General features: G+C 29.5%; 22 protein-coding genes. 9 read left to right on the top strand and 13 right to left on the bottom strand.

The window, feature by feature from the left end; all coding sequences use genetic code 11:
- Positions 1 to 71: 71 nt before the first annotated feature.
- Positions 72 to 971, bottom strand: a complete 900-nt coding sequence (locus FP421_RS04890; protein ID WP_159948180.1) for an ABC transporter ATP-binding protein — start codon at positions 969 to 971, stop codon at positions 72 to 74.
- Positions 972 to 1,187: 216 nt separating this feature from the next.
- On the opposite strand from FP421_RS04890, the gene FP421_RS04885 reads away from it, so the two are divergent.
- Positions 1,188 to 2,276, top strand: a complete 1,089-nt coding sequence (locus FP421_RS04885; protein ID WP_159948178.1) for a M42 family metallopeptidase — start codon at positions 1,188 to 1,190, stop codon at positions 2,274 to 2,276.
- 70 nt (positions 2,277 to 2,346) lie between these two features.
- Positions 2,347 to 2,892, top strand: coding sequence for an NUDIX hydrolase (locus FP421_RS04880; protein WP_159948176.1), 546 nt, complete (start codon positions 2,347 to 2,349; stop codon positions 2,890 to 2,892).
- Between the two features lie 43 nt (positions 2,893 to 2,935).
- On the opposite strand, the gene FP421_RS04875 is transcribed toward FP421_RS04880, so the two are convergent.
- From FP421_RS04875 to FP421_RS04855, 5 genes are all read right to left on the bottom strand, one after another.
- A complete protein-coding gene (locus FP421_RS04875) occupies positions 2,936 to 3,700 on the bottom strand; it encodes a DUF6503 family protein (protein WP_159948174.1) in 765 nt (254 codons plus the stop codon).
- A 66-nt stretch (positions 3,701 to 3,766) separates the two neighbouring features.
- Positions 3,767 to 5,533 (bottom strand): ABC transporter ATP-binding protein, encoded by a 1,767-nt coding sequence (locus FP421_RS04870; RefSeq protein ID WP_159948172.1) that lies wholly within the window; start codon positions 5,531 to 5,533, stop codon positions 3,767 to 3,769.
- Positions 5,534 to 5,961: 428 nt separating this feature from the next.
- Positions 5,962 to 7,872, bottom strand: coding sequence for an acetate--CoA ligase (gene acs / locus FP421_RS04865; RefSeq protein ID WP_317163321.1), 1,911 nt, complete (start codon positions 7,870 to 7,872; stop codon positions 5,962 to 5,964).
- Between the two features lie 130 nt (positions 7,873 to 8,002).
- Positions 8,003 to 9,778 (bottom strand): M56 family metallopeptidase, encoded by a 1,776-nt coding sequence (locus FP421_RS04860; protein WP_159948168.1) that lies wholly within the window; start codon positions 9,776 to 9,778, stop codon positions 8,003 to 8,005.
- Between the two features lie 2 nt (positions 9,779 to 9,780).
- On the bottom strand, positions 9,781 to 10,140 hold the full coding sequence (locus FP421_RS04855) for a BlaI/MecI/CopY family transcriptional regulator (RefSeq protein WP_159948166.1): 360 nt from the start codon (positions 10,138 to 10,140) through the stop codon (positions 9,781 to 9,783).
- A 183-nt stretch (positions 10,141 to 10,323) separates the two neighbouring features.
- On the opposite strand from FP421_RS04855, the gene FP421_RS15195 reads away from it, so the two are divergent.
- Together FP421_RS15195 and FP421_RS04850 are read left to right on the top strand one after the other, a co-directional pair.
- Complete coding sequence (locus FP421_RS15195; protein ID WP_236548038.1) at positions 10,324 to 10,542, top strand: hypothetical protein; 219 nt, start codon at positions 10,324 to 10,326, stop codon at positions 10,540 to 10,542.
- On the top strand, positions 10,485 to 10,976 hold the full coding sequence (locus FP421_RS04850; protein ID WP_236548037.1) for a sulfite exporter TauE/SafE family protein: 492 nt from the start codon (positions 10,485 to 10,487) through the stop codon (positions 10,974 to 10,976). Before FP421_RS15195 ends, FP421_RS04850 begins: the two co-directional genes overlap by 58 nt.
- A 40-nt stretch (positions 10,977 to 11,016) precedes the next feature.
- Here FP421_RS04850 and FP421_RS04845 read toward each other — a convergent pair whose 3' ends face one another.
- On the bottom strand, positions 11,017 to 12,240 hold the full coding sequence (locus FP421_RS04845) for a hypothetical protein (protein WP_159948164.1): 1,224 nt from the start codon (positions 12,238 to 12,240) through the stop codon (positions 11,017 to 11,019).
- A 172-nt stretch (positions 12,241 to 12,412) separates the two neighbouring features.
- Between FP421_RS04845 and FP421_RS04840 the strand changes: the two genes are divergently transcribed.
- The 3 genes from FP421_RS04840 to FP421_RS04830 all read left to right on the top strand — a co-directional run bounded on the left by FP421_RS04840 (position 12,413) and on the right by FP421_RS04830 (position 14,730).
- Positions 12,413 to 13,177 (top strand): sulfite exporter TauE/SafE family protein, encoded by a 765-nt coding sequence (locus FP421_RS04840; RefSeq protein ID WP_159948162.1) that lies wholly within the window; start codon positions 12,413 to 12,415, stop codon positions 13,175 to 13,177.
- A gap of 51 nt (positions 13,178 to 13,228) precedes the next feature.
- A complete protein-coding gene (locus FP421_RS04835; protein WP_159948160.1) occupies positions 13,229 to 14,020 on the top strand; it encodes a TerC family protein in 792 nt (263 codons plus the stop codon).
- Positions 14,021 to 14,193: 173 nt separating this feature from the next.
- Positions 14,194 to 14,730, top strand: coding sequence for a fasciclin domain-containing protein (locus tag FP421_RS04830; RefSeq protein WP_159948158.1), 537 nt, complete (start codon positions 14,194 to 14,196; stop codon positions 14,728 to 14,730).
- Positions 14,731 to 14,926: 196 nt separating this feature from the next.
- Here the strand turns inward: FP421_RS04830 and FP421_RS04825 are convergent, their stop codons facing one another.
- From FP421_RS04825 to FP421_RS04800, 6 genes are all read right to left on the bottom strand, one after another.
- Positions 14,927 to 15,295, bottom strand: a complete 369-nt coding sequence (locus FP421_RS04825; RefSeq protein ID WP_159948156.1) for a glyoxalase — start codon at positions 15,293 to 15,295, stop codon at positions 14,927 to 14,929.
- Positions 15,288 to 15,767, bottom strand: coding sequence for a hypothetical protein (locus FP421_RS04820; RefSeq protein ID WP_159948154.1), 480 nt, complete (start codon positions 15,765 to 15,767; stop codon positions 15,288 to 15,290). Before FP421_RS04820 ends, FP421_RS04825 begins: the two co-directional genes overlap by 8 nt.
- Positions 15,768 to 15,848: 81 nt before the next feature.
- A complete protein-coding gene (gene fabV, locus FP421_RS04815) occupies positions 15,849 to 17,036 on the bottom strand; it encodes an enoyl-ACP reductase FabV (RefSeq protein WP_159948152.1) in 1,188 nt (395 codons plus the stop codon).
- A gap of 4 nt (positions 17,037 to 17,040) precedes the next feature.
- Positions 17,041 to 17,994 (bottom strand): phosphoribosylaminoimidazolesuccinocarboxamide synthase, encoded by a 954-nt coding sequence (locus FP421_RS04810; RefSeq protein WP_159948150.1) that lies wholly within the window; start codon positions 17,992 to 17,994, stop codon positions 17,041 to 17,043.
- A 43-nt stretch (positions 17,995 to 18,037) separates the two neighbouring features.
- Entirely contained in the window at positions 18,038 to 18,658 is a 621-nt protein-coding gene (locus tag FP421_RS04805) for a hypothetical protein (protein WP_159948148.1), read from the bottom strand.
- Entirely contained in the window at positions 18,655 to 19,608 is a 954-nt protein-coding gene (locus tag FP421_RS04800; RefSeq protein ID WP_159948146.1) for a PhoH family protein, read from the bottom strand. Before FP421_RS04800 ends, FP421_RS04805 begins: the two co-directional genes overlap by 4 nt.
- A 129-nt stretch (positions 19,609 to 19,737) precedes the next feature.
- Here FP421_RS04800 and FP421_RS04795 point away from each other — a divergent pair, with 129 nt between their 5' ends.
- Both FP421_RS04795 and FP421_RS04790 read left to right on the top strand, forming a co-directional pair.
- On the top strand, positions 19,738 to 20,598 hold the full coding sequence (locus FP421_RS04795; protein ID WP_159948144.1) for an SAM hydrolase/SAM-dependent halogenase family protein: 861 nt from the start codon (positions 19,738 to 19,740) through the stop codon (positions 20,596 to 20,598).
- 5 nt (positions 20,599 to 20,603) lie between these two features.
- On the top strand, positions 20,604 to 20,900 hold the full coding sequence (locus FP421_RS04790; protein WP_159948142.1) for a putative quinol monooxygenase: 297 nt from the start codon (positions 20,604 to 20,606) through the stop codon (positions 20,898 to 20,900).
- Positions 20,901 to 20,919 lie beyond the last annotated feature (19 nt).

Genomic DNA, 20,919 nt, shown 5'->3' with positions numbered 1-20,919 from the left:
AATGATGAGTTTTGAGTAATTTTTTTTGAATCTTAGAATTGAAGCTTTTAATTCAACTTAAAATTCATAAACTATACTCCTTGACTAGTTAAAACTGGTTCATCTTGTTGTAATGCCATAAAATAAACATCATCTAACTGTGGTTTAGCTGGCATAAACTCTCTTGATGGTTTTTCTTCTGAATGCACTCTAATATTTAAACTATTATCTTGATTGTAATTAGAAGATAAAATACTAAACTTCTTCTCTTCCATTTCTAAATCATCTCTTTGTATTGTCTTAGTCCAAATTGTTCCTTCAATTTCTTTTGTAGCTTCTTGTGGTGTAGTGTGTTTTAAAATTTTTCCTCCATTTAAAATTGCCATTTCATTACACAACTCTTTTACATCTTCAACAATATGAGTAGAAAAAATAACAGTACAATTTGTACCTACTTCACGTAAAACATTTAAAAAACGATGTCTTTCTGCAGGATCTAAACCAGCTGTAGGTTCATCAACAATAATTAATTTCGGATTGTTCAACAACAATTGTGCAATTCCAAAACGCTGTTTCATCCCACCAGAATAACCCGCAACATATTTACGTCTTACATCATACAAATTGGTAATTTCTAACACTTCTTTAATAATCGCTTTTCGTTCAGATTTATTAGAAACTCCTTTTAACGTTGCAAAATAATCTAATAAGTCTTCTGCAGACATTTTTGGATATACTCCAAAAGATTGTGGTAAATACCCTAACACTTTTCTAAGCGACATATTGTCTTCTAAAACATCGATATCACCAAAAGTAATTGAACCTGAGTCTGGACTTTGTAATGTAGCTATAGTTCTCATTAATGATGATTTTCCTGCACCATTTGGTCCTAACAAACCAAACATTCCTGTACCTATTTCAATACTTAAATTATCAATTGCTTTTACGCCATTTTTATAAGTCTTGGTTAAATTTTCAATTACTAACTTCATATTGTTGGTTTTAGTTTTTTTACTTTTGAGATAAGTGTAAAAATAAGAACTTTTGTTACACTTTTTTGTGATTTTTTTTATGGATTTGCTGAAAATTCGTTTTATTTTTACGTTCGAAGCGTCAACTTGTTCGTGGTATTTTTTATTTCTTCTTTTTCAAAAGAAAAAAACAGGAACAAGTTGAAACTTTTAAACATTTCACTTTAAACTTTTATAATGGCAGAAAAATCAATTTTAAACGAAAAATCGTTAGAATTTTTAGAAAAATATTTAAATAATGCAGCTCCTACTGGTTACGAATGGGAAGGACAAAAAATTTGGATGGACTACCTAAAACCGTATGTAGATACTTTTATCACTGACACTTATGGTACAGCTGTTGGAGTTATTAACCCTGATGCAAAATACAAAGTAGTTATTGAAGGTCATGCAGATGAAATTTCTTGGTATGTGAATTATATTTCTGATAATGGATTGATTTATGTGATTAGAAATGGTGGTTCAGATCATCAAATAGCACCAAGTAAAGTGGTAAATATTCATACCAAAAACGGAATTGTAAAAGGTGTTTTTGGTTGGCCAGCAATTCATACTAGAGACAAATCTAATGAGCAAGCTCCAAAACCAGATAATATCACAATAGATACAGGTTGTGCAACTAAAGAAGAAGTTGAAAAACTAGGTATTCATGTGGGGTGTGTAATTACGTACCCTGATGAATTTCATATTTTAAATGGAGACAAATTTGTATGTAGAGCTTTAGATAATAGAATGGGCGGATTTATGATTGCAGAAGTTGCTCGTTTATTAAAAGAAAACAATAAAGAATTGCCTTTTGGTTTATATGTTACCAATGCAGTTCAAGAAGAAATTGGATTACGTGGAGCAGAAATGATTACACAAACCATTAAACCCAATGTGGCTATTGTAACTGATGTAACACACGATACTACAACACCAATGATTGACAAGAAAAAAGAAGGTCATTTAGAAATTGGTAAAGGACCTGTAGTTGCTTACGCGCCTGCTGTTCAACAAAAATTAAGAGATTTAGTAATCGAATCTGCAGAAGCAAATAATATTCCTTTTCAACGTTCTGCGCTTTCTAGAGCAACAGGTACAGACACTGATGCTTTTGCTTACAGCAATGGTGGAGTTGCATCAACGTTAATTTCTTTGCCTTTACGTTATATGCATACCACTGTAGAAATGGTGCATAGAGATGATGTAGAGAATGTAATTAAAATGATTTACGAGACATTGTTAAATATCAAAGACGGAGAAACATTTTCTTATTTTGAATAGATAATTACGAACTTGAAATTATGAATTACGAATTTAAAAATTCGTAATTCATAACTCGTAATTTATTACTATGGATGAACTGATAGACATTTTAACTCCAGAAGGAAAACCAACAGGAAAAACGGCTTTAAAATCTGAAGCTCATAAAAATGGATGGTTTCATGCTACTGTTCATATTTGGTTGTTTACTAAGGATGAAAAAATTCTGCTTCAAAAAAGAGCTTTGACTAAAAAAGTATTTCCTGGATTGTGGGATATTTCTGTAGCAGGTCATATTGCTGCTGGAGAATCTATTTTATCTGCGGCTAAAAGAGAGGTTTTTGAAGAAATTGGATTAGAACTTCAAGAAAATGACCTCATCAAAATAGGTACAAGAATTCATCAAGTAAAACATAAAAACGGTATTCAAGATAATGAACATCATCATGTTTTTATTGCAGAATTAAAAGTTCCTGTTCAAAAATTAATCATTCAAAAAGAAGAAGTTGAAGACATCAAACTCTTTGATTTATCAGTTTTAAGAGATACAAAAAACCTTGAAAACGTTTTGCTTTCAAGGTTTCATAATTATTATTGTATGGTTTATGATAAAATTATAGACCAATTAAAAAGCTAACCATAAAGACCTATTAACATGGTCGATATGACAAAACACAGACTTATTTGATTGGTTTTGCGTAAAAAGAATCTGCCAATTTCCCCTCACTTACCAATGGCAACGTAAATTCTGTTGCGGGTCTTGCTGGTTCTGTTGGAACTCCATTTTCATCTTTTTTATACCATGTAATTTCTTTTGGCAAGATTAATCCGTTTACATTTTCCCATTTACCATATTTAATGATATTATATCTATCTGAAGGTTTTTTAGATTTAAACGTAACTGTGTAGGCTAACCATTCCATTTGATAGGTTTTTGAGTTGTAATAAATGATATAATTATCATCTGGTGAAGTCCCTATATTAGCTTTATAAGATATTTTATAACCAGGATATTTATTTCCATCAAAAACTAAACTATCTGCTTTTTCATATATAATTCCGTCATCTGCTAGTACAAATGGCATTGCATAAAAATAAAAATAGAGGTTGTAATAAAAGGTAGGATTTCCTTTATAGTTTCCTTCTTTTTCTTCATCCAACCAAACTTCTTTTCCGTCAAAACCTAACGAATAATTTGGAGTATTAATAACTGTTTTTCTTGTCTGTAAATCTACAGTATGTACTTCTTCCCCTTTGTTAAAAGATAAAATCTGTGCTTTTCTCCAAGTATGAATTCCTCCATGTTTTTCAAAAACTTTTGCAAGTTCACCTGGAAAATGTTCTTTTGTAGAAGTTGTTCCTTTTACTTCTTTAACTTTATTTTTAGATTCGTTTTTACAGGAAACTGCAACTAGAATAACTAACAGTAAAAGTAGTTTTTTCATTTAATTTATTTTTTTAAAAGGTCGATTTATAAAAGATATGCTTACAAAAATAAGAAAATTTTATACTTATATTTTTGCTTGATAGGTAAACAAATCAAAATATCTACCTTCTAAAGCAATCAATTCTTCGTGAGTTCCTCTTTCTACTATTTTTCCAGCTTCAATTACTAAAATTTGATCTGCTTTTTTTATGGTACTTAATCTGTGTGCAATAACTATACTAGTTCTGTCTTTCACCAATTTTGATAAACTTTTTTGAATTAAAGACTCACTTTCTGTATCCAAACTAGAAGTAGCTTCATCTAAAATGATAATTTTTGGGTTTGCTAAAATAGCTCTTGCAATTGCTAAACGTTGACGCTGACCACCAGATAATTTTACACCTCTTTCTCCAATTAATGTATCTAAACCATTATCAAATCTGTCTGTAAATTCATTTACATACGCTGCTTTTACAGCACTTTGTAATTCCTCTTCAGTTGCATTTGGTCTTGGAAATAGAATGTTTTCTCTAATAGTTCCTTCAAATAAAAATTCGTCTTGTAAAACCACACCCAAATGTTTACGATAGCTTGATAATTTTACTTTTGATAGATCTTGATTATCGATAGTAATTGTACCAGAATTTGGATTTAAAAATGTTGCTGATAAACCAGCTATTGTAGATTTTCCTGAACCAGAACTTCCAACCAAAGCAGTGACAGAGCCTGCTGGAACTTTAAAATTGATGTTATGCAACACCTCTTTTTCTTCTTCATATGCAAAAGAAACATTATCAAAAACAACTTCTCCGTTAATTTTATTTAACGCTATTGTTCTGTCTTTGTCATCATCTTCAGCAGTCATGTTCATCAATTCTTCGGTTCTGTCTAAACCTGCCAAAGCTTCTGTAAGTTGGCTACCAATATTACTCATTTGTACAATTGGAGCAACCATAAACGCCAACAAAAATGTAAATTGAATAAAGTCTCCAAAAGTTAAAGTACCTTGAATCATATAATAACCTCCAATTCCCATTACTCCTGTTGTTGCCAAACCTATTAAAAAAGTAGATGAACTTGTCATTATTGCAGTTGCTGTCATGCTTTTTTTAACATTCGTAAAAATGTCAGCTACTCCTTTTTCAAAAATTTTACTTTCTTGTTCTTCTGCATTAAAAGCTTTTATAACTCTTATACCACCTAAAGTTTCTGTTAAACGCCCTTTTACTTCTGCATTTATTTTTCCTCTTGCTCTAAAAATAGGTCGAATATATTTGAAAGATTTTAAAGCAATTAATCCGAAGATTGATAATGGCACAAACGTAAAAAGTGTCATCCAAACATTCATTTTTAATAAAATAACTAAAGTGATAATTGCCGTTAACGAACCTCCAATTAATTGTACTAAACCTGTTCCTATTAAGTTTCTAACTCCTTCTACATCGCTCATAATTCTAGAAACTAAAGCTCCAGATTTTGTGTTATCAAAAAAACGAATGGGTAATGTTAAAACTTTCTTTTGCACTTGAGCTCTTAATTCTGAAATTAAAAATTGGGCTTGAATACTTAAAACTTTTGTTAATAAAAATGAAGTAATTGCTTGAACTAAAATTGCGCCAATTACAATTGATATTAATGTATATAGCTGACTAAAATCCTTATTAGGTACAACCTCATCTATCAACACTTTACTTTGTAATGGCAAAACAAAACCAGCTAAACTTCTTATAATTATTAGAATTAATCCTAAAAAAACTAAGTTTCTTCTTGGCCAAATAATGGCTTTAAAGGCTTGTTTTAAAGTTACTTTAGATTTCTTTTTATCTTTATTTAAATCTTTAAGATGTTGCATAAATTATTTTAAGACTGTGAATGAATATCCTTGTCAATTTGTATGCCATTGAAAAGAAAACTGACATATTTGCTAAGTTAAGACAATAAAAAAGACCTCACAGGTTTAGATACTAAAATCAATTGAGTACAAGAACCTGTGAGGTCTAAAAAAAAAGAAAGAAAATATTTTAATTAAGCCAAATAAGTAAAAAATTACTAAAAGCTAGCAAATAAGCTTAGCCCCGATTGCAGTGAAAATCCTTTTTTTTATTGGATAAGAAAAGGATCTTTTTACAGAAGTATCAGCTAAAAAATTTACGGATGCTGAAACAAGTTCAGCATAAAAAAAAAGATTGCAACGAAAAGCGGGAAATAGCTTCTAAAAAAATAGACAAAAAAAACCTCAAAATATGTAATCTTTTTTGAGGTTTCATTTACTTTTAAAATCTACAATCGATTATCAATAATACTTTGTACCACTTCTGGATTTAACAAGGTACTTGTATCACCTAAATTATCCATTTCATTAGAGGCTATTTTACGTAAAATACGTCTCATAATTTTACCTGAACGCGTTTTTGGCAATCCTTCTGTAAATTGAATTTTATCTAATTTGGCAATAGGTCCAATTTTATCTGAAATTAACTGATTAATTTCTTTACTTAAATTATCATGATTTCTACTTTCTCCTAAATCTTTTAAAGTAATATAACCATATAAAGCGCTTCCTTTTATATCATGAGGAAAACCAACAATTGCAGATTCAGCTACAGCTGGATGCTCATTAATTGCATCTTCAATAGGAGCAGTTCCTAAATTATGGCCAGAAACAATAATTACATCATCTACTCTACCTGTAATTCTGTAATAGCCAACTTCATCACGTAAAGCTCCATCTCCTGTAAAATAGGCATTTTCATAAGCAGAAAAATAGGTTTCTTTATAACGTTGATGATTTCCCCAAATGGTTCTTGCCATACTTGGCCAAGGATATTTAATGCACAATCTACCTTCTACTTGATTTCCTTTTAATTCCTTCCCATTTTCATCCATCAAACAAGGTTGAATTCCAATAAATGGTAATGTTGCATAGGTTGGTTTTGTTGGTGTTACAAACGGAATTGGCGTAATCATCATTCCTCCTGTTTCTGTTTGCCACCAAGTATCTATAATTGGACTTTTCTTTTTTCCAATGGTATCATTATACCAGTGCCAAGCTTCTTCGTTAATTGGTTCACCAACAGAACCTAGTACTTTTAAAGAAGATAAATCGTATTTATCTACCAATTCTGTACCATGTTTTGCCAAAGCCCTAATAGCTGTAGGTGCTGTATAAAATTGATTGACTTTGTGCTTTTGTACAATTTCCCAAAAACGACCAAAGTCTGGATAACTTGGTACACCTTCAAATAGCACTGTAGTTGCTCCATTTGCTAAAGGACCATACACAATGTACGAATGCCCAGTAATCCAACCAATATCTGCTGTACACCAATAGACATCATTTTCTCTATATTGAAAAGCATTTTTAAAGGTGTAAGCTGTATAAATCATGTAACCAGCTGTAGTGTGCACCATTCCTTTTGGAGAACCTGTAGAGCCTGAAGTATATAAAATAAATAAAGGATCTTCTGCTTCCATAACCTCAGCTTCACAAACTGTGGATGCTTTGTCTAATAAAGGTTGTAACCATTTGTCACGTCCTTCTTTCATGTTGATATCTGAATTGATTCTTTTAGCCACCAAAACAGTTTCTACAGAAGCACAAGATTCTAAAGCATCATCTACAATACCTTTTAAATCGATGGTTTTAGATCCTCTGTAAGAACCATCTGATGTAATTACCATTTTACAATCTGCATCGTTAATTCTTGTTGATAAAGCTGTTGCTGAAAAACCTGCAAAAACTACAGAATGTATGGCTCCAATTCTTGCACAAGCTAGAGTTGCAATGGCCAATTCAGGAATCATTGGTACATAAATACAAACTCTATCTCCTTTTTTAATACCATTTTCTTTCAAAACATTAGCAAACTGATTTACTTTTTCTGAAAGTTGATTGTAAGTAATATGTTGGGCTTCTTCCTCTGGATTGTTAGGTTCAAAAAGAATGGCTGTTTTATCTCCTCTTGTGGCTAAATGCCTATCTATACAGTTTTCTGTAATATTTAATTGGGCACCTTCAAACCATTTGATTTCTGGTTTCGAAAAATCCCATTCTAAAACCTCGTCCCATTTTCTTTTCCAAACAAAATGTTCTTCTGCAATTTCTTCCCAGAAATTTTCGGGTTCTCTTATTGATTTTCGGTAAACTTGATAGTATTCTTCTAAGTGTTTAATATGATAGTTGCTCATCAGATTATTTTCTAATTGTAAATTTATAGTTAATTATGTTAGAAAAATACAACTTCTTACTGATTCTTTAAAATTGAGTTTACTATAATTTAGATAACTTTTACATTGGTTAATTTAATTTTTTGACTTTGTATTATTTTGAACTCTTCTTTAACTGAAATTGATCTGCTAATTCGATATTAAAAATAATATCAGCGTAGTTTATAGCTATTGGATGTATTGCTTTTTTATTATCAACATTATATGTAATAATATCTTCTTTAGAATTTGCAATAATTGAAATTGCTGTTATTTCATTTTTTTCATTTCTTTTCACATTAAAAAAATCAATCGTAATATTTTGCTTCTCAAATTTCTTAACTGCTCTTTCTAAACTATTATCAGTATAATAGCTCATTATTCTAAACGATTTATAACGTTTAAGGTAAGTAACACGTCCATATGAGATATCTCCGTCCTTATCAAAACCATATTGAATTAAAATTTTTCTATCTGGATCATACTTTAAACCTAATTTTCTGTCTATTGCTGTTTTTATTTTATTACCAAGTTTATCATTATTAATAAATTGGTAAGAAAAAGTCGCATTTGAAGTTTGGTTTATTTCATACGTAAAATCAACATCGTATTTTTCTTTAAAATCTTTTTTTAATTTATCTAAATACTTTGTGTCCTTTTCTTTTTCTATGATAATTTCAACTGTATTTTTATTAGTTGACACCAAATCATAAGCTCTTAAAAAACTTAGTTGTTGAATAAACATTTTATTTTCTTTTTCAAAATGTCGAATTGCAATTGACCCTAACACTTTACCAGAAAACATTCTATACTCTCCCCTAACTTCTTCTTTTGAAACATTAAAATAAATTCCTGTAATTAGATTTTTATCATTTCGTTTAATTTTTTTGATTTTAAAATCATAACCTTGTGTTTCTAATTTTGCTTGAAATTCGTGAACTTCGGACTCTGAAAAAGAACTTAAAAATAAAAACTCTTTATAATCTCCATTTTCATTTTTTGTATAAACTTCATTTATATTGAAATTCATAAAAAACACTGCCAATAAAGGCAACACAAAACTGTATTTGATAAAATTGATTTTTTTTGATTTTTCTTTGTTTAACATAACGATTCTTTTTTTAATTAATGAACTATAAAATAAATTACTCAACTGCGCATATTTTCCTACAACAGTTTCTTTTAATAAAGTGAATTGATAGGTTTGCTTACAGTTAAGTTGCTCTTGTGTTTTTGCGTCTGCAATAAATTCTAAATTTTGCTTTACTAACCTGTTATACAACCAAATAAATGGATTAAACCATAACATAATACAACTTAACTGCATCAACAAAACATCTATAGTATGCTTTTGAGTAGCATGTACTTTCTCATGAATAAGAATTTGCTCGAGTTCTTTTGTTGTGTAGTCTTTTGGATTATAAATAATCCAATTAAAAAATGAAAAAGGAGAACTTTTTTTTACTCTTTCAATAATAGTAAATTGACCTTTCTTTATCTTTTTAGATGTAAAAATAAAACGTAAAAGCGAAGATAATTGTATTAAAAATCTTATTGTAAAAAAAAGTACTCCTAAAACATAAATCAGTTGTAGAACTTCTTTTACATCTATAGGCATGCTTTCATCTATATGTAAATCATTTATACTATTAGTTACTGGTGTTATAAACTGTATAGGTTCTGTTAATCTAAAACTTTCAATTTCATTAACTCTAATTGGAACTCTTTCTACGGAGTTTGTAATTGTTATTAATGGAAGAATTAGTGCTGTAACTATTCCTAATAACAAAAACCATCTATTTTGTTCAAAGAATGTTTTTTGTTGTAAAAACAAAAGATAACAAACGTAAAACAATGTTGTTATTGCACATACTTTTAATAGGTATTCCATACTTACTTTTTCTTTTTTATGAGTTCTATAATTTCTTGCAATTCTGCTTCACTTATTTTTTCTTCTTTAGCAAAAAAGGAAACCATATTTTTGTACGAACTATTAAAATAATTTGCAATAGCGGTATTCATAAATTCTTTACGATACTCTTCTTTAGGTATAATTGGGTAATATTGATGCGTTTTTCCATAAGCAGTATAAGCAACATAACCTTTTTCTTCTAGTTTTCTAATAATTGTAGATAGAGTGTTATAATGTGGTTTGTCTTCTTTAATCTCTGCCAATACATCTTTTACAAAAGCTTTTTTAAGCGTCCATAAAATATGCATTACTTCTTCTTCTTTATTCGTTAGTTTTTCCATTGATGTAAAATTTTATCCACACAAAAATATAACTATATTTTTAGTTACACAACTATTTTTACAGTTAATTAACTAAAAACACAGTTAATATCATTCAACTCATAAAATTAAAATGAGGTTTTATATCATATTAGCATATATTTTTCTATTTTTAAATTTTATGCTCCACTACAATTATTTCTCTTGATTTTAGAAACTATCATTCAATTTTGGCACATCATTTTTCTATTTTTTATAGTCGCAATTTTATATGCTTCTGAAGGTTTTGGAGGTGGATCTAGTTATTTAGCCATTTTAGCATTAACAGGAATTGCGTTTCCACAAATTAGAGCAACAGCACTTTTATGCAATATTGTTGTGGTATCTGGAAATGTACTATTATACCATCATCAAAAAAAATAGATTGGAAAAAAATAATTCCATTAATAGTTTTAAGTATTCCTCTTTCTTACTTAGGGGGATATTTAAAAATAAGTCAACAATTTTTCTTTATTTTATTAAGAGTTACGCTTTTATTTGCCTCAATTACAATGTGGTTATCTAAAAAGATAGTTGCTTCTGATGAAAAAAACAAAAAAAATAACCCCTTGAAAAATGCAACTTATGGAGGTTTTATTGGTTTTATTTCTGGAATGGTTGGTATAGGAGGTGGAATATTTTTAGCTCCACTATTACATCTTATAAGTTGGAATACTCCAAAAAAAATTGCAACAACTGCGAGTGTATTTATTTTGGCAAACTCTATTGCTGGTTTGCTTGGACAGTTTTCGAATCCTGAATTTTCAATTAATTTAGCATCTCTTAAAATAATTATAAAACCTTTTGTAGTCATGTAGAATAAGCCCTTAACTATCAATTTTAAGATGCAAACTGGCATTATAAATAAATCATAGCTTGTAAAGAAACTAGATTTTCTGTTATACTTCCAAAATTCTGATTTCTGTATTCTAAAGTTAATTTAGCATTGTTGTTACTAAAATATGCATTAATACCTAAACCTAAATTGCTTCTGCTATTTGAGGTTGCATCATAGGTGTGATTCATGTAAGAAATATAGGGCTGATAACGTGTTTTTGTTCCATCACCAGCAAAAGCATAACCCAAATGTGTGTAAAACATATTACCTGTACCATACGCGTTAAAAAGATAATTTGTACCATAGTTATTATCTTGAAATACTGCATATGCTGTAAGAGCATCTCCTTTTTCTGATAGTGGAGTATCATAAAATGCATCTAAAGCAAAAATAGAAACATCTTCTCCAACAATATTATTTGAACTGTCTGCAATCACTGCCCCATTAGGATGAGCAAAAAAACCAAAACCTAAATTAAAAACTTTTTTAGTTCCTAAATAAGTACCAATTTTAAAAGGTAATTTATTTGATTCTTGATCTAAAAAATGATAATCAAAATAACCTGCATACGTTTTTCCAGCAGTTTTAGTACCTAACATGTTAGCTCCTGCATAAATTGCCTCATTAGATGAAATTACAGCTCTATTATCTAAACCATTAACTACTGCATCATTTATAGCGACTCTATATTGTAGTTTACCTAGGTTTCCTTTTGCAAAAACACCTAAATGCCTGACAAATTGATCAGAGAGCCCCAATGTTGACCAAGATTGACGATTGTTATCTAATGTCATAATATTTAATGTACTTTGATTATTTAACCTAGAGATTCCATTAAAATAATGCAATCCTGCACCAACTGTAAGTCCCTTTACCAATCTATATTCAACCCAAACATCATGAAAAAACAATTCTGATTCTTGAGCCAAACCTGTTGGAGACATATTATTTGCTTTTAAGTTGTTTAACCCAAAATGTGTTAAAATTAGAAAATCATCATTTATTTGAGCATACATCAATATTCTTGCTCTTCTTAGATTAAATTGTGTTTTTGATTCTTGGTTAGGAGCATTATTGTTAAAATTAGCCTGTACTTGAGCCCAAGAAATAATCCTTAAATATTTCTTGCCAGATTCGTTAAAATTAATTTTGAATCCGCCTGTGTAATCTGGTGATGTTTGAGAAAACAAATTAATTGAAAATAGAATTATAATAAGAATAATATTTTTTTTGAAAAAATTCATAATGTAAAAGCGGTTTTGGTACAATAATTAAAATATTTACAAAGATTTTAAAAGCATTTACATTAAAATATGACTTAGGTCATGTAATAAGTTTTACATTTAAGTAGATTTTTACGAATCTAATAGAAGCATTTTATCATAAAAGACTATTTTTATTTTATAAAGTTTTATTATGCTTGATGTATTATTGCAAAATTGGATTATTGTGCTAGCTTTCTTTGTAATTGCTGTGTTATATTCATCTGTAGGTTTTGGAGGTGGGTCCAGCTATTTAGCAATTTTAGCATTAACGGGCATTGCGTTTACTCAAATTAGAGCAACCTCTTTATTATGCAATATTGTAGTGGTTTCAGGTAATGTCTTTTTGTATCATAAACAAAACAACATAGAATGGAAAAAGATTATTCCATTAATACTTGCTAGTATTCCTTTAGCATACTTGGGTGGTTATTTAAAAATAAGCCAAGAAGTTTTCTTTATTCTTTTGGGTTTTACCTTATTGTTTGCTGCTATAACTATGTGGTTTTCTAAAAAATTTGTTTACAATTCAGACACCATTAACACAAAACAAAATTTAAAAAATAGTGGAATTGGTGGAATTGTTGGTTTTATTTCTGGTATGATTGGTATAGGAGGTGGAATATTTTTAGCTCCACTATTACATCTTATAAGTTGGAATACTCCAAAAAAAATTGCAGCCACTGCAAGTGTTTTCATTTTGGCAAACTCTATTGCTGGTTTGCTTGGACAGTTTTCGAATCCTGAATTTTCAATTAATTGGCAACTAACAACTATCTTATTAATTACTGTATTTGTTGGTGGTCAAATTGGAAATAGAACGAGTAATAAACATTTTACACAGATTCAAATTAAAAAAGCTACAGCCATTTTAATTGCATTTGTGAGTATTCGTATTCTAATAAAACATTTACTTTAAAAATCAGATATTACTTTAATATATTTGACATCTTAATCAAATAGAAAAACCATGTTACAAGTTATTTTTACCTTAATAATGTTAATACTATTACAAGCTGTTTTAGGTTTTGATAATTTGTTATACATTTCTTTAGAATCAAAAAAAGCACCTTTAAAAGATCAAAAGAGAGTTAGAAAAGTTGGAATTATCATTGCTATTGGATTACGTATTGTTCTACTGTTTATATTAGTCTCTCTGATTAAATATTTTCAAAAACCTTTTACCATTCTTACTGGAGAAATAGAAAGTATCGTAGAATTTGCTTTTAATGGTCATAGCCTTATTGTTTTAATTGGTGGTGGTTTTATTATTTACACTGCAATAAAAGAAATTTGGCATATGATTTCTACAAAAGGATTGGAGCTAAATGAAATGGCAACAGATAAAGGGACTAAGTCTTCTAACGCTGTTGTTTTTAGTATTGTACTGATGAATTTAGTTTTTTCTTTCGATTCTATTCTAGCTGCTATTGGGTTAACTAGAGAAATTGAAAATGAGAACACTGCTTTTATGGTAATGGCTGCTGCAATTGTTGTAAGTGGTTTACTAATGCTTTTTATGGCCAATAAAATATCTGAATTTTTATCCAAAAACAGAATGTATGAGGTATTAGGTTTGTTTATTCTATTTATAGTTGGTATAATGTTAATTACAGAAGGAGGACATTTAGCGCATATCAAAATTTTTGGCGAAGAAATAGTACCAATGAGCAAAACAACTTTCTATTTTGTAATTGCTGTTTTAGTTATAATTGATATCGTTCAAGGAAAATATCAAAAGAAATTATTATCACAGAAATAAACTTTCCTCTCACCAAATAAAACAATAAAAAGCTTTACGTAAATTTTTAAGTTTGTTTTGCTTAAAAAAAAACAAACTTAAAATTTTATATATTGTTTAACTTTTTTAACTTTTAATTAAACGTTTTGAGTTCGTATTAAAATTACCTTTGTAAGGAACTTAAAACATTAATTATGAATTTCAAAAAAATTATCCCAACACTTTTAGCCGTATTATTAATCACTACCTCAATTACAGCTAATAACACAGACCCCAAAAAAACTGATGATACTATTGTGAGTGTAGCTGCATCGAATGAAAATTTCTCAACTTTAGTAGCTGCTGTAAAAGCTGCTGGTTTGGTAAAGGTATTGAATAGTGATGGCCCTTTTACTGTATTTGCTCCAGCAAATAGTGCTTTTAAAAAACTACCAAAAGGAACTGTAGCTTCTTTATTAAAGCCTGAAAACAAGAAATTATTAACATCTATCTTAACTTATCATGTAATTTCCGGAAAATTTGTTGCTAAAGACGTTATTAAGGCAATTAAAGCAAACAATAATAAATTTGTTATAAAAACTGTTCAAGGAAATAAACTAACTGCTTCAATTGTAAATGGAAAAGTTGTATTAACTGACGTAAAAGGAAATACTTCTACAGTAATTATTACTGATGTTCCAGCTTCTAATGGAGTTGTACATGCAATAGACACAGTTGTAATGCCAAAATAATTATAATAAAGTATTATAAATATGATAAAAACAACTTATATTTGTTTCATTATTTTAACATTTTATTAAACAAATAATCACTATCTTTGTATCAGATAATATTAAAGTATACTTCTAAATAAAGCGAATTTATTTCGCAAATCATAAAAGAAGTTTTTGGTTGATTGTTAAAACCGCTGTTCTCAACAGCGGTTTTTTATATTTCAGACAAAGAATCTATCAATCGTTGCGCTATAATTTGACTGACTCTTTTATTAAATTCTGATGGTTTAGAAATATAGGTTTTTAATTCTTCTATTGAAAAATGACCTAGAATACAGCCTAATAATAACGTTTTAAATTTCGAATCAGTTTTTAAAATCGATTGAATTTTAAGAATCTTTTTCTCTTTGGCAAATGAATTAAAATTGATTTTCTTTTTTAACAAATAATCTTTAAAAAGCGTAATTACTAATTCGTGTTGCATTTTAATAATTGGCCTTATCACTTTATTTTGAAACCTCTCTATATCTGTAGTTTGAGAATTCACTAAATTCTCTAAAACTGGTCTATTTTTTTTATTCATCTAAAAGTTGGTTAAGTTCCAATTCGTAATCATATTGTAGATCTTCATGCAATTTATCAATTGCCTTTTTAATCATTCTAACCTGGGTATCAAAAACGTTTTGCAATCTTGTACTTCTTTTTATTGATGGTCTAAAATCTTTTAACTTCTTGCAAAAATAGAGTAGTAATTCTGTTTCAGTTTCTTTCTTTTTAGAATAGCGAATAAACTTCTTTGTCATTGATAAAATCTTTCTCACACTTTTTCTGATGTAGTAAAAACTATTGGTATTAATGTCTTCAAATTGTTCATCCATTTGATCTTTTATAGATTGTATGTATCCTTCTTCATTATGAGATTCAAACAACAAATAAGTGAGTAATTCTTTATTTTCTTTTTTAAACTTAGACAAATGCAAACACAATTCTTTTAATTCGTTTGCAGATTTATAAGAAAGTTCATCTTTTAATTGTTTTACAGTTACTGCTTTCATCAGTTCTATTTTTTTTATTAAGTTAAAAAAGAAAACCTCACAAAGAAATATTTGTGAGGTTTTTAAAATATTGATTAAATACTATGCTTCACTAGGTATTTCAACCATTTCATCAACTTCTGCATCGTAATTTACTCCATCTACTTTAAATCCGAATAAATTATAAAAATCATTACTATACCCTTCTAAATCTCCTATTTCTGGTAAATTTTCTGTAGAAGCAGTTTCCCATAATTTTACAACTTCAGCTTGTACATCCTCTCTCATTTCCCAGTCGTCAATTCTTATTCTTCCTTTATCATCTAAAGCCAAATCACCATCGAATAAACGTTCACTATACAAACGCTGAATTTGCTCAATACAACCTTCATGAATACCTTTTTCTTTCATGGTTTTATACAATAAAGAAATGTATAAAGGAATTACCGGAATTGCGGAACTAGCCTGAGTTACTAAAGCTTTATTGACAGAAACATACGCCTTACCTCCTATAGATTTTAAATGGTCTGTAATGGTAAATGCTGTTGCTTCTAAATGATCTTTTGCAGCACCAATTGTTCCATTTCTATATACAGGTTTTGTAACCTCAGGACCAATGTAAGAATAGGCAATTGTAGTGGCTCCTTCTGATAATGCGTCTGCTTCTTTTAAAGCATCCATCCACATTTTCCAATCTTCTCCCCCCATAACAGTTACTGTATTTTCAACATCGTCTCCTTCTGCAGGATTGATAGTAACTTCAGAAACTTTTCCAGTATGAAAATCAACCGTTTTATTAGAAAACACTTCACCTATTGGCTTTAAAACCGACTTGAAACGCTTACCTGTTTCTGGATGTGTTCTAACTGGTGATGCTAAACTGTAAATAACTAAATCAATCTGCCCTAAATCTTCTTTGATTAGGTTGATGGTTTGTGTTTTTATTTCATTAGAAAATGCATCTCCGTTAATGCTTTTTGCATACAAACCTTCAGCATGAGCATGTTTTTCAAAAGCTGCTGTGTTGTAATAACCTGGAGAACCTGGTCTTCCTGGACTTGAAGGTTTATCAAAGAAAACTCCAATTGTAGCAGCATCTGAGCCGAATGCACTTGTAATTCTTGATGCTAATCCAAATCCTGTTGATGCTCCAATAACTAATACTTTTTTAGCACCTTCTATCTTTCCTTTAGATTTTACATATTCTATTTGATTGATTACGTTTTGCTCACAACCTTTTGGGTGAGATGTTAAACATATAAATCCTCTTACTCTTGGTTCTATAATCATAATATTAGTTTTTATTAGCTAAAAATGAATTCACATTTTCTTTAACTCTTTGTAGCACATTTTCTGTTGATGCTTTTACAAAAGCTTCTCCTGTAATTTGTTCGTATAATTCTATGTATCTATTTGAAATTTCGATGATTTTTTCATCAGACATTTCAGGTATTTGTTGTCCTTCTTTACCTTGAAAACCATTTTCTATCAACCATTGACGTACAAATTCTTTGGATAATTGTTTTTGAGATTCTCCTTTATCTTGTCTTTCTTGATATCCATCAGCATAAAAATAACGAGAAGAATCTGGTGTGTGAATTTCATCAATCAACACAATTTTACCATCTTTCGTTTTTCCAAATTCATATTTAGTATCTACTAAAATCAGTCCTCTTTTTGCGGCAATTTCTGTTCCTCTTTGAAACAATGCTCTTGTATATTTTTCTAAAACGATATAATCTTCTTCAGATACAATACCTTTTGCTAAAATATCTTCCCTTGAAATATCTTCATCGTGCTCACCATTCTCTGCTTTGGTTGATGGTGTTATCATAGGTGTTGGAAATTTATCATTTTCTTTCAAACCTTCTACCATTTCCACTCCACATAACAAACGTTTACCAGCTTTATATTCACGAGCAGCATGACCAGACAAGTATCCACGAATTACCATTTCTACCTTAAAAGGTTCACACAAATGACCAATAGCTACATTTTCATCAGGATTTGCAAGTAACCAATTAGGAACAATATCTGCGGTATCATTCATCATTTTGGTAGCAATCTGATTTAGAATCTGACCTTTAAACGGAATTTGACGTGGCAAAATAACATCAAACGCAGATAATCTATCTGTTGCAATCATTACTAAAAGTTCATCATTAATATTATAAACTTCTCTTACTTTGCCTTTGTAAACCGATTTTTGATTGGGAAACTGAAAACTTGTTTCGTTAATTGTATTCATTATTTTAGTTGTTGTTGCGACTGCAAAAATAAGTTATCTAAAACTAATTCTTTTTCTTTTTTAGCACTTTTATTTGCTTCAAATTATCTGTAATTGGTGTTGCTGTAATTACCTTTTCACCAGGAATAAAATAGAAAAAATAAGCTGAATTCTGTCCTATCTTTCGTACATCTAACTTTGTATTGTCTTTAAAAACCAAAGTATAATTGGGTATAATTTCTTTATTGTTATATTTTTGTTTCATACCTATTCCCATACCTGTTCTCATGGAGACAAAAAGTAAAAAAAAGACAAACATCATTCCTGGCAATATATTTTTCTTACTTTTTAACTGTTCATATTTTTTATCCCATTTCTCAATATTATATATTTTTTGACACCATTTTTTTACTCTTAAATAAGCGTAAAATTTAAACATCCATTTGGTAAAATATAAATACATCAACCCAAACATGACTATAAGAAATAAGGATAATATCCAATTGTTAGTCAATAAACTAATTGGAGAAATTAAGGCATCTAAAATGGTTGTGTAATTTAAATAGGAAACCCCAAAAATTCCATAAAAAATGGCATCACTTACAATTCCTAAAATAATTAGGTATAAGTATCCAATGTAGAAATAATCTTGAAGCCCTAATTTATCTTTTTCAATCTTTATCATTCCGTTTCTATGCTTTTATAAGCAGTAATAATTCTTTTCACCAATCTGTGTCTCACTACATCTTTATCATCTAAATACACTTGTGCAATTCCGTCTATATCTTTCAATGCGAGTAATGACTCTTTTAACCCAGAAACCTGTTTACGAGGTAAATCTATCTGACCAGGATCACCAGTAATGATAAACTTTGCGTGCATTCCCATTCTTGTTAAAAACATTTTCATTTGGTTGTGCGTTGTATTTTGTGCTTCGTCTAAAATTACAAATGCATTATCTAAAGTTCTACCACGCATAAATGCTAAAGGTGCTATTTGAATCACTCCTTTTTCTAAATGAGATTCTAATTTTTCATGAGGAATCATATCACGTAATGCATCATACAAAGGTTGCATATATGGGTCTAGTTTCTCTTTTAAATCACCTGGCAAAAACCCTAAATTTTCTCCAGACTCTACAGCAGGTCTTGTTAAAATAATTCTTCTTACTTCTTTTTCTTTTAATGCTTTTACCGCTAAAGCCACAGCTGTATAGGTTTTTCCTGTTCCTGCAGGACCAACTGCAAACAACATATCATTTTTTTGCATTAAAGTCACCATTTTACGTTGATTCTCAGTTTGTGGTTTAATCAACTTTCCATTGACACCATGAACTAAGACATCCTTAGCATTTTTAGCAGACTTTGCCTGTTCTTCATTACCTGTAGATGTTAAAATACGTTCAATACTGTTTTCATCCAACTTGTTGTATCGATTAAAATATTTAATCAATCTGTCTAAGCGAGTTTCAAACTCATTTAAAATCTCAGGTTCTCCGTAAATTTTAAGTTTAGATCCGCGAGCAACAATTTTAATTTTCGGGAAGTATCTTTTTAATTGCTCGATTGTACTGTTGTGCGCTCCAAAAAAATCTTTAGGATTGATTTCTGTAAGCTCTATAATGCGTTCGTTCAAATGATAATATTTTGTTGATGGTTAACGTTATTTATTCAACTAAAAATAGTAATTTAAAATACTAAAATGATTAGATTTGCGTAAAATAGTTAACAACTTTTACACAATTCAATTAACAGCAAAAAATTAATGTCTCTAATTACATTAACTACAGATTTTGGAACCAAAGACCACTTTGTTGGCGCTGTTAAGGGAGCTATCTACTCTGAACTTTCTGATGCTAAAATTGTAGATATTACTCACGAAATATCTCCATTTAACATCACTGAAACTGCCTATATCCTTAAGAATTCTTATAAAAGTTTTCCTGATGGAACGATACACATAGTAGGTGTTGACTCTGAATTAAGCAGAGATAACAAGCATATTGCCTTAGAGCTAGATAACCATTTTTTTGTATGTCCAGATAACGGATTAATCTCTATGATTGCTTCAGAAATTAAACCTACAAAAATTGTAGAAATTAATATTCATGATAGAATTGAGAGTAGTTTTCCTGTGTTAGATGTTTTTGTACAGGTAGCATGTTTTATTGCTAGAGGTGGAAATTTAACTGTGATTGGAAAAGAAATTCAAGAGTTTAAAAAGCTCATTGAAATCCAGCCAAAAGTAAATCAAGTTCAAAATCAAATTGTTGGAGGAGTTGTTTATATTGATAATTATGGAAATGTAATTACAAATATTAGTAAAAAAATGTTTCAAGACGTTGGTAAAGGTCGTCGTTTTAAAGCCACTGCTAGACGTTATTCTTTTACAAAAATATTTACAAAATATAATGAAGTTACTGGCGACAGTGCACATGACAGTATTCAATATGATGGTAGTAAATTGGCTATTTTTAATTCAGCAGGGTTTTTAGAAATTGCAATTTACAGAAGCAATTTAGGAACAGTTGGTGGTGCTTCTACTTTATTAGGCTTAAACTATAGAGATGCCATTACTATTGAATTCTACAGTGACTCAAAACCTGATTTTACTCCTTTAAGTTAAAACCTATGTTTGTACGAATTGTAAAAATGAGTTTTCATAAAAAACACATTGACAAATTTTTAGCGATGTTCGAAGAGAAAAAAACATTGATAAGAGCTTCTAATGGCTGTGAGTTGCTAGAATTGTATCAAGATAAAAACAATACAGAAATATTTTTCACGTATTCTTATTGGAAAACTGAACAAGATTTAGAAAACTACAGAAATTCTGAATTGTTTGCAGCAACTTGGAAACAAACCAAAATGTATTTTAATGATAAACCATTGGCTTGGAGTGTTGATAAGAAAGTGAGTTTACAATAAAGTTAGTAATTAGAAGTTA

It is taken from the genome of Polaribacter septentrionalilitoris, from assembly GCF_009832745.1.
Taxonomy (GTDB): Bacteria; Bacteroidota; Bacteroidia; order Flavobacteriales; family Flavobacteriaceae; genus Polaribacter; species Polaribacter septentrionalilitoris.
Note: the sequence above shows the minus strand (reverse complement) of the source record. Positions and strands in the feature narration are given on the sequence as shown.

Coding starts and splice junctions, on each gene's coding strand:
- FP421_RS04880 (WP_159948176.1), top strand. CDS start 2,347: ATGGATGAACTGATAGACATTTTAACTCCAGAAGGAAAACCAACAGGA.
- FP421_RS04810 (WP_159948150.1), bottom strand. CDS start 17,994: ATGAATACAATTAACGAAACAAGTTTTCAGTTTCCCAATCAAAAATCG.
- FP421_RS04875 (WP_159948174.1), bottom strand. CDS start 3,700: ATGAAAAAACTACTTTTACTGTTAGTTATTCTAGTTGCAGTTTCCTGT.
- FP421_RS04830 (WP_159948158.1), top strand. CDS start 14,194: ATGAATTTCAAAAAAATTATCCCAACACTTTTAGCCGTATTATTAATC.
- FP421_RS04890 (WP_159948180.1), bottom strand. CDS start 971: ATGAAGTTAGTAATTGAAAATTTAACCAAGACTTATAAAAATGGCGTA.
- FP421_RS04850 (WP_236548037.1), top strand. CDS start 10,485: ATGCAATATTGTTGTGGTATCTGGAAATGTACTATTATACCATCATCA.
- FP421_RS04840 (WP_159948162.1), top strand. CDS start 12,413: ATGCTTGATGTATTATTGCAAAATTGGATTATTGTGCTAGCTTTCTTT.
- FP421_RS04870 (WP_159948172.1), bottom strand. CDS start 5,533: ATGCAACATCTTAAAGATTTAAATAAAGATAAAAAGAAATCTAAAGTA.
- FP421_RS04805 (WP_159948148.1), bottom strand. CDS start 18,658: ATGATAAAGATTGAAAAAGATAAATTAGGGCTTCAAGATTATTTCTAC.
- FP421_RS04845 (WP_159948164.1), bottom strand. CDS start 12,240: ATGAATTTTTTCAAAAAAAATATTATTCTTATTATAATTCTATTTTCA.
- FP421_RS04790 (WP_159948142.1), top strand. CDS start 20,604: ATGTTTGTACGAATTGTAAAAATGAGTTTTCATAAAAAACACATTGAC.
- FP421_RS04885 (WP_159948178.1), top strand. CDS start 1,188: ATGGCAGAAAAATCAATTTTAAACGAAAAATCGTTAGAATTTTTAGAA.
- FP421_RS04860 (WP_159948168.1), bottom strand. CDS start 9,778: ATGGAATACCTATTAAAAGTATGTGCAATAACAACATTGTTTTACGTT.
- FP421_RS04835 (WP_159948160.1), top strand. CDS start 13,229: ATGTTACAAGTTATTTTTACCTTAATAATGTTAATACTATTACAAGCT.
- FP421_RS04820 (WP_159948154.1), bottom strand. CDS start 15,767: ATGAAAGCAGTAACTGTAAAACAATTAAAAGATGAACTTTCTTATAAA.
- FP421_RS04855 (WP_159948166.1), bottom strand. CDS start 10,140: ATGGAAAAACTAACGAATAAAGAAGAAGAAGTAATGCATATTTTATGG.
- FP421_RS04795 (WP_159948144.1), top strand. CDS start 19,738: ATGTCTCTAATTACATTAACTACAGATTTTGGAACCAAAGACCACTTT.
- FP421_RS04825 (WP_159948156.1), bottom strand. CDS start 15,295: ATGAATAAAAAAAATAGACCAGTTTTAGAGAATTTAGTGAATTCTCAA.
- fabV (WP_159948152.1), bottom strand. CDS start 17,036: ATGATTATAGAACCAAGAGTAAGAGGATTTATATGTTTAACATCTCAC.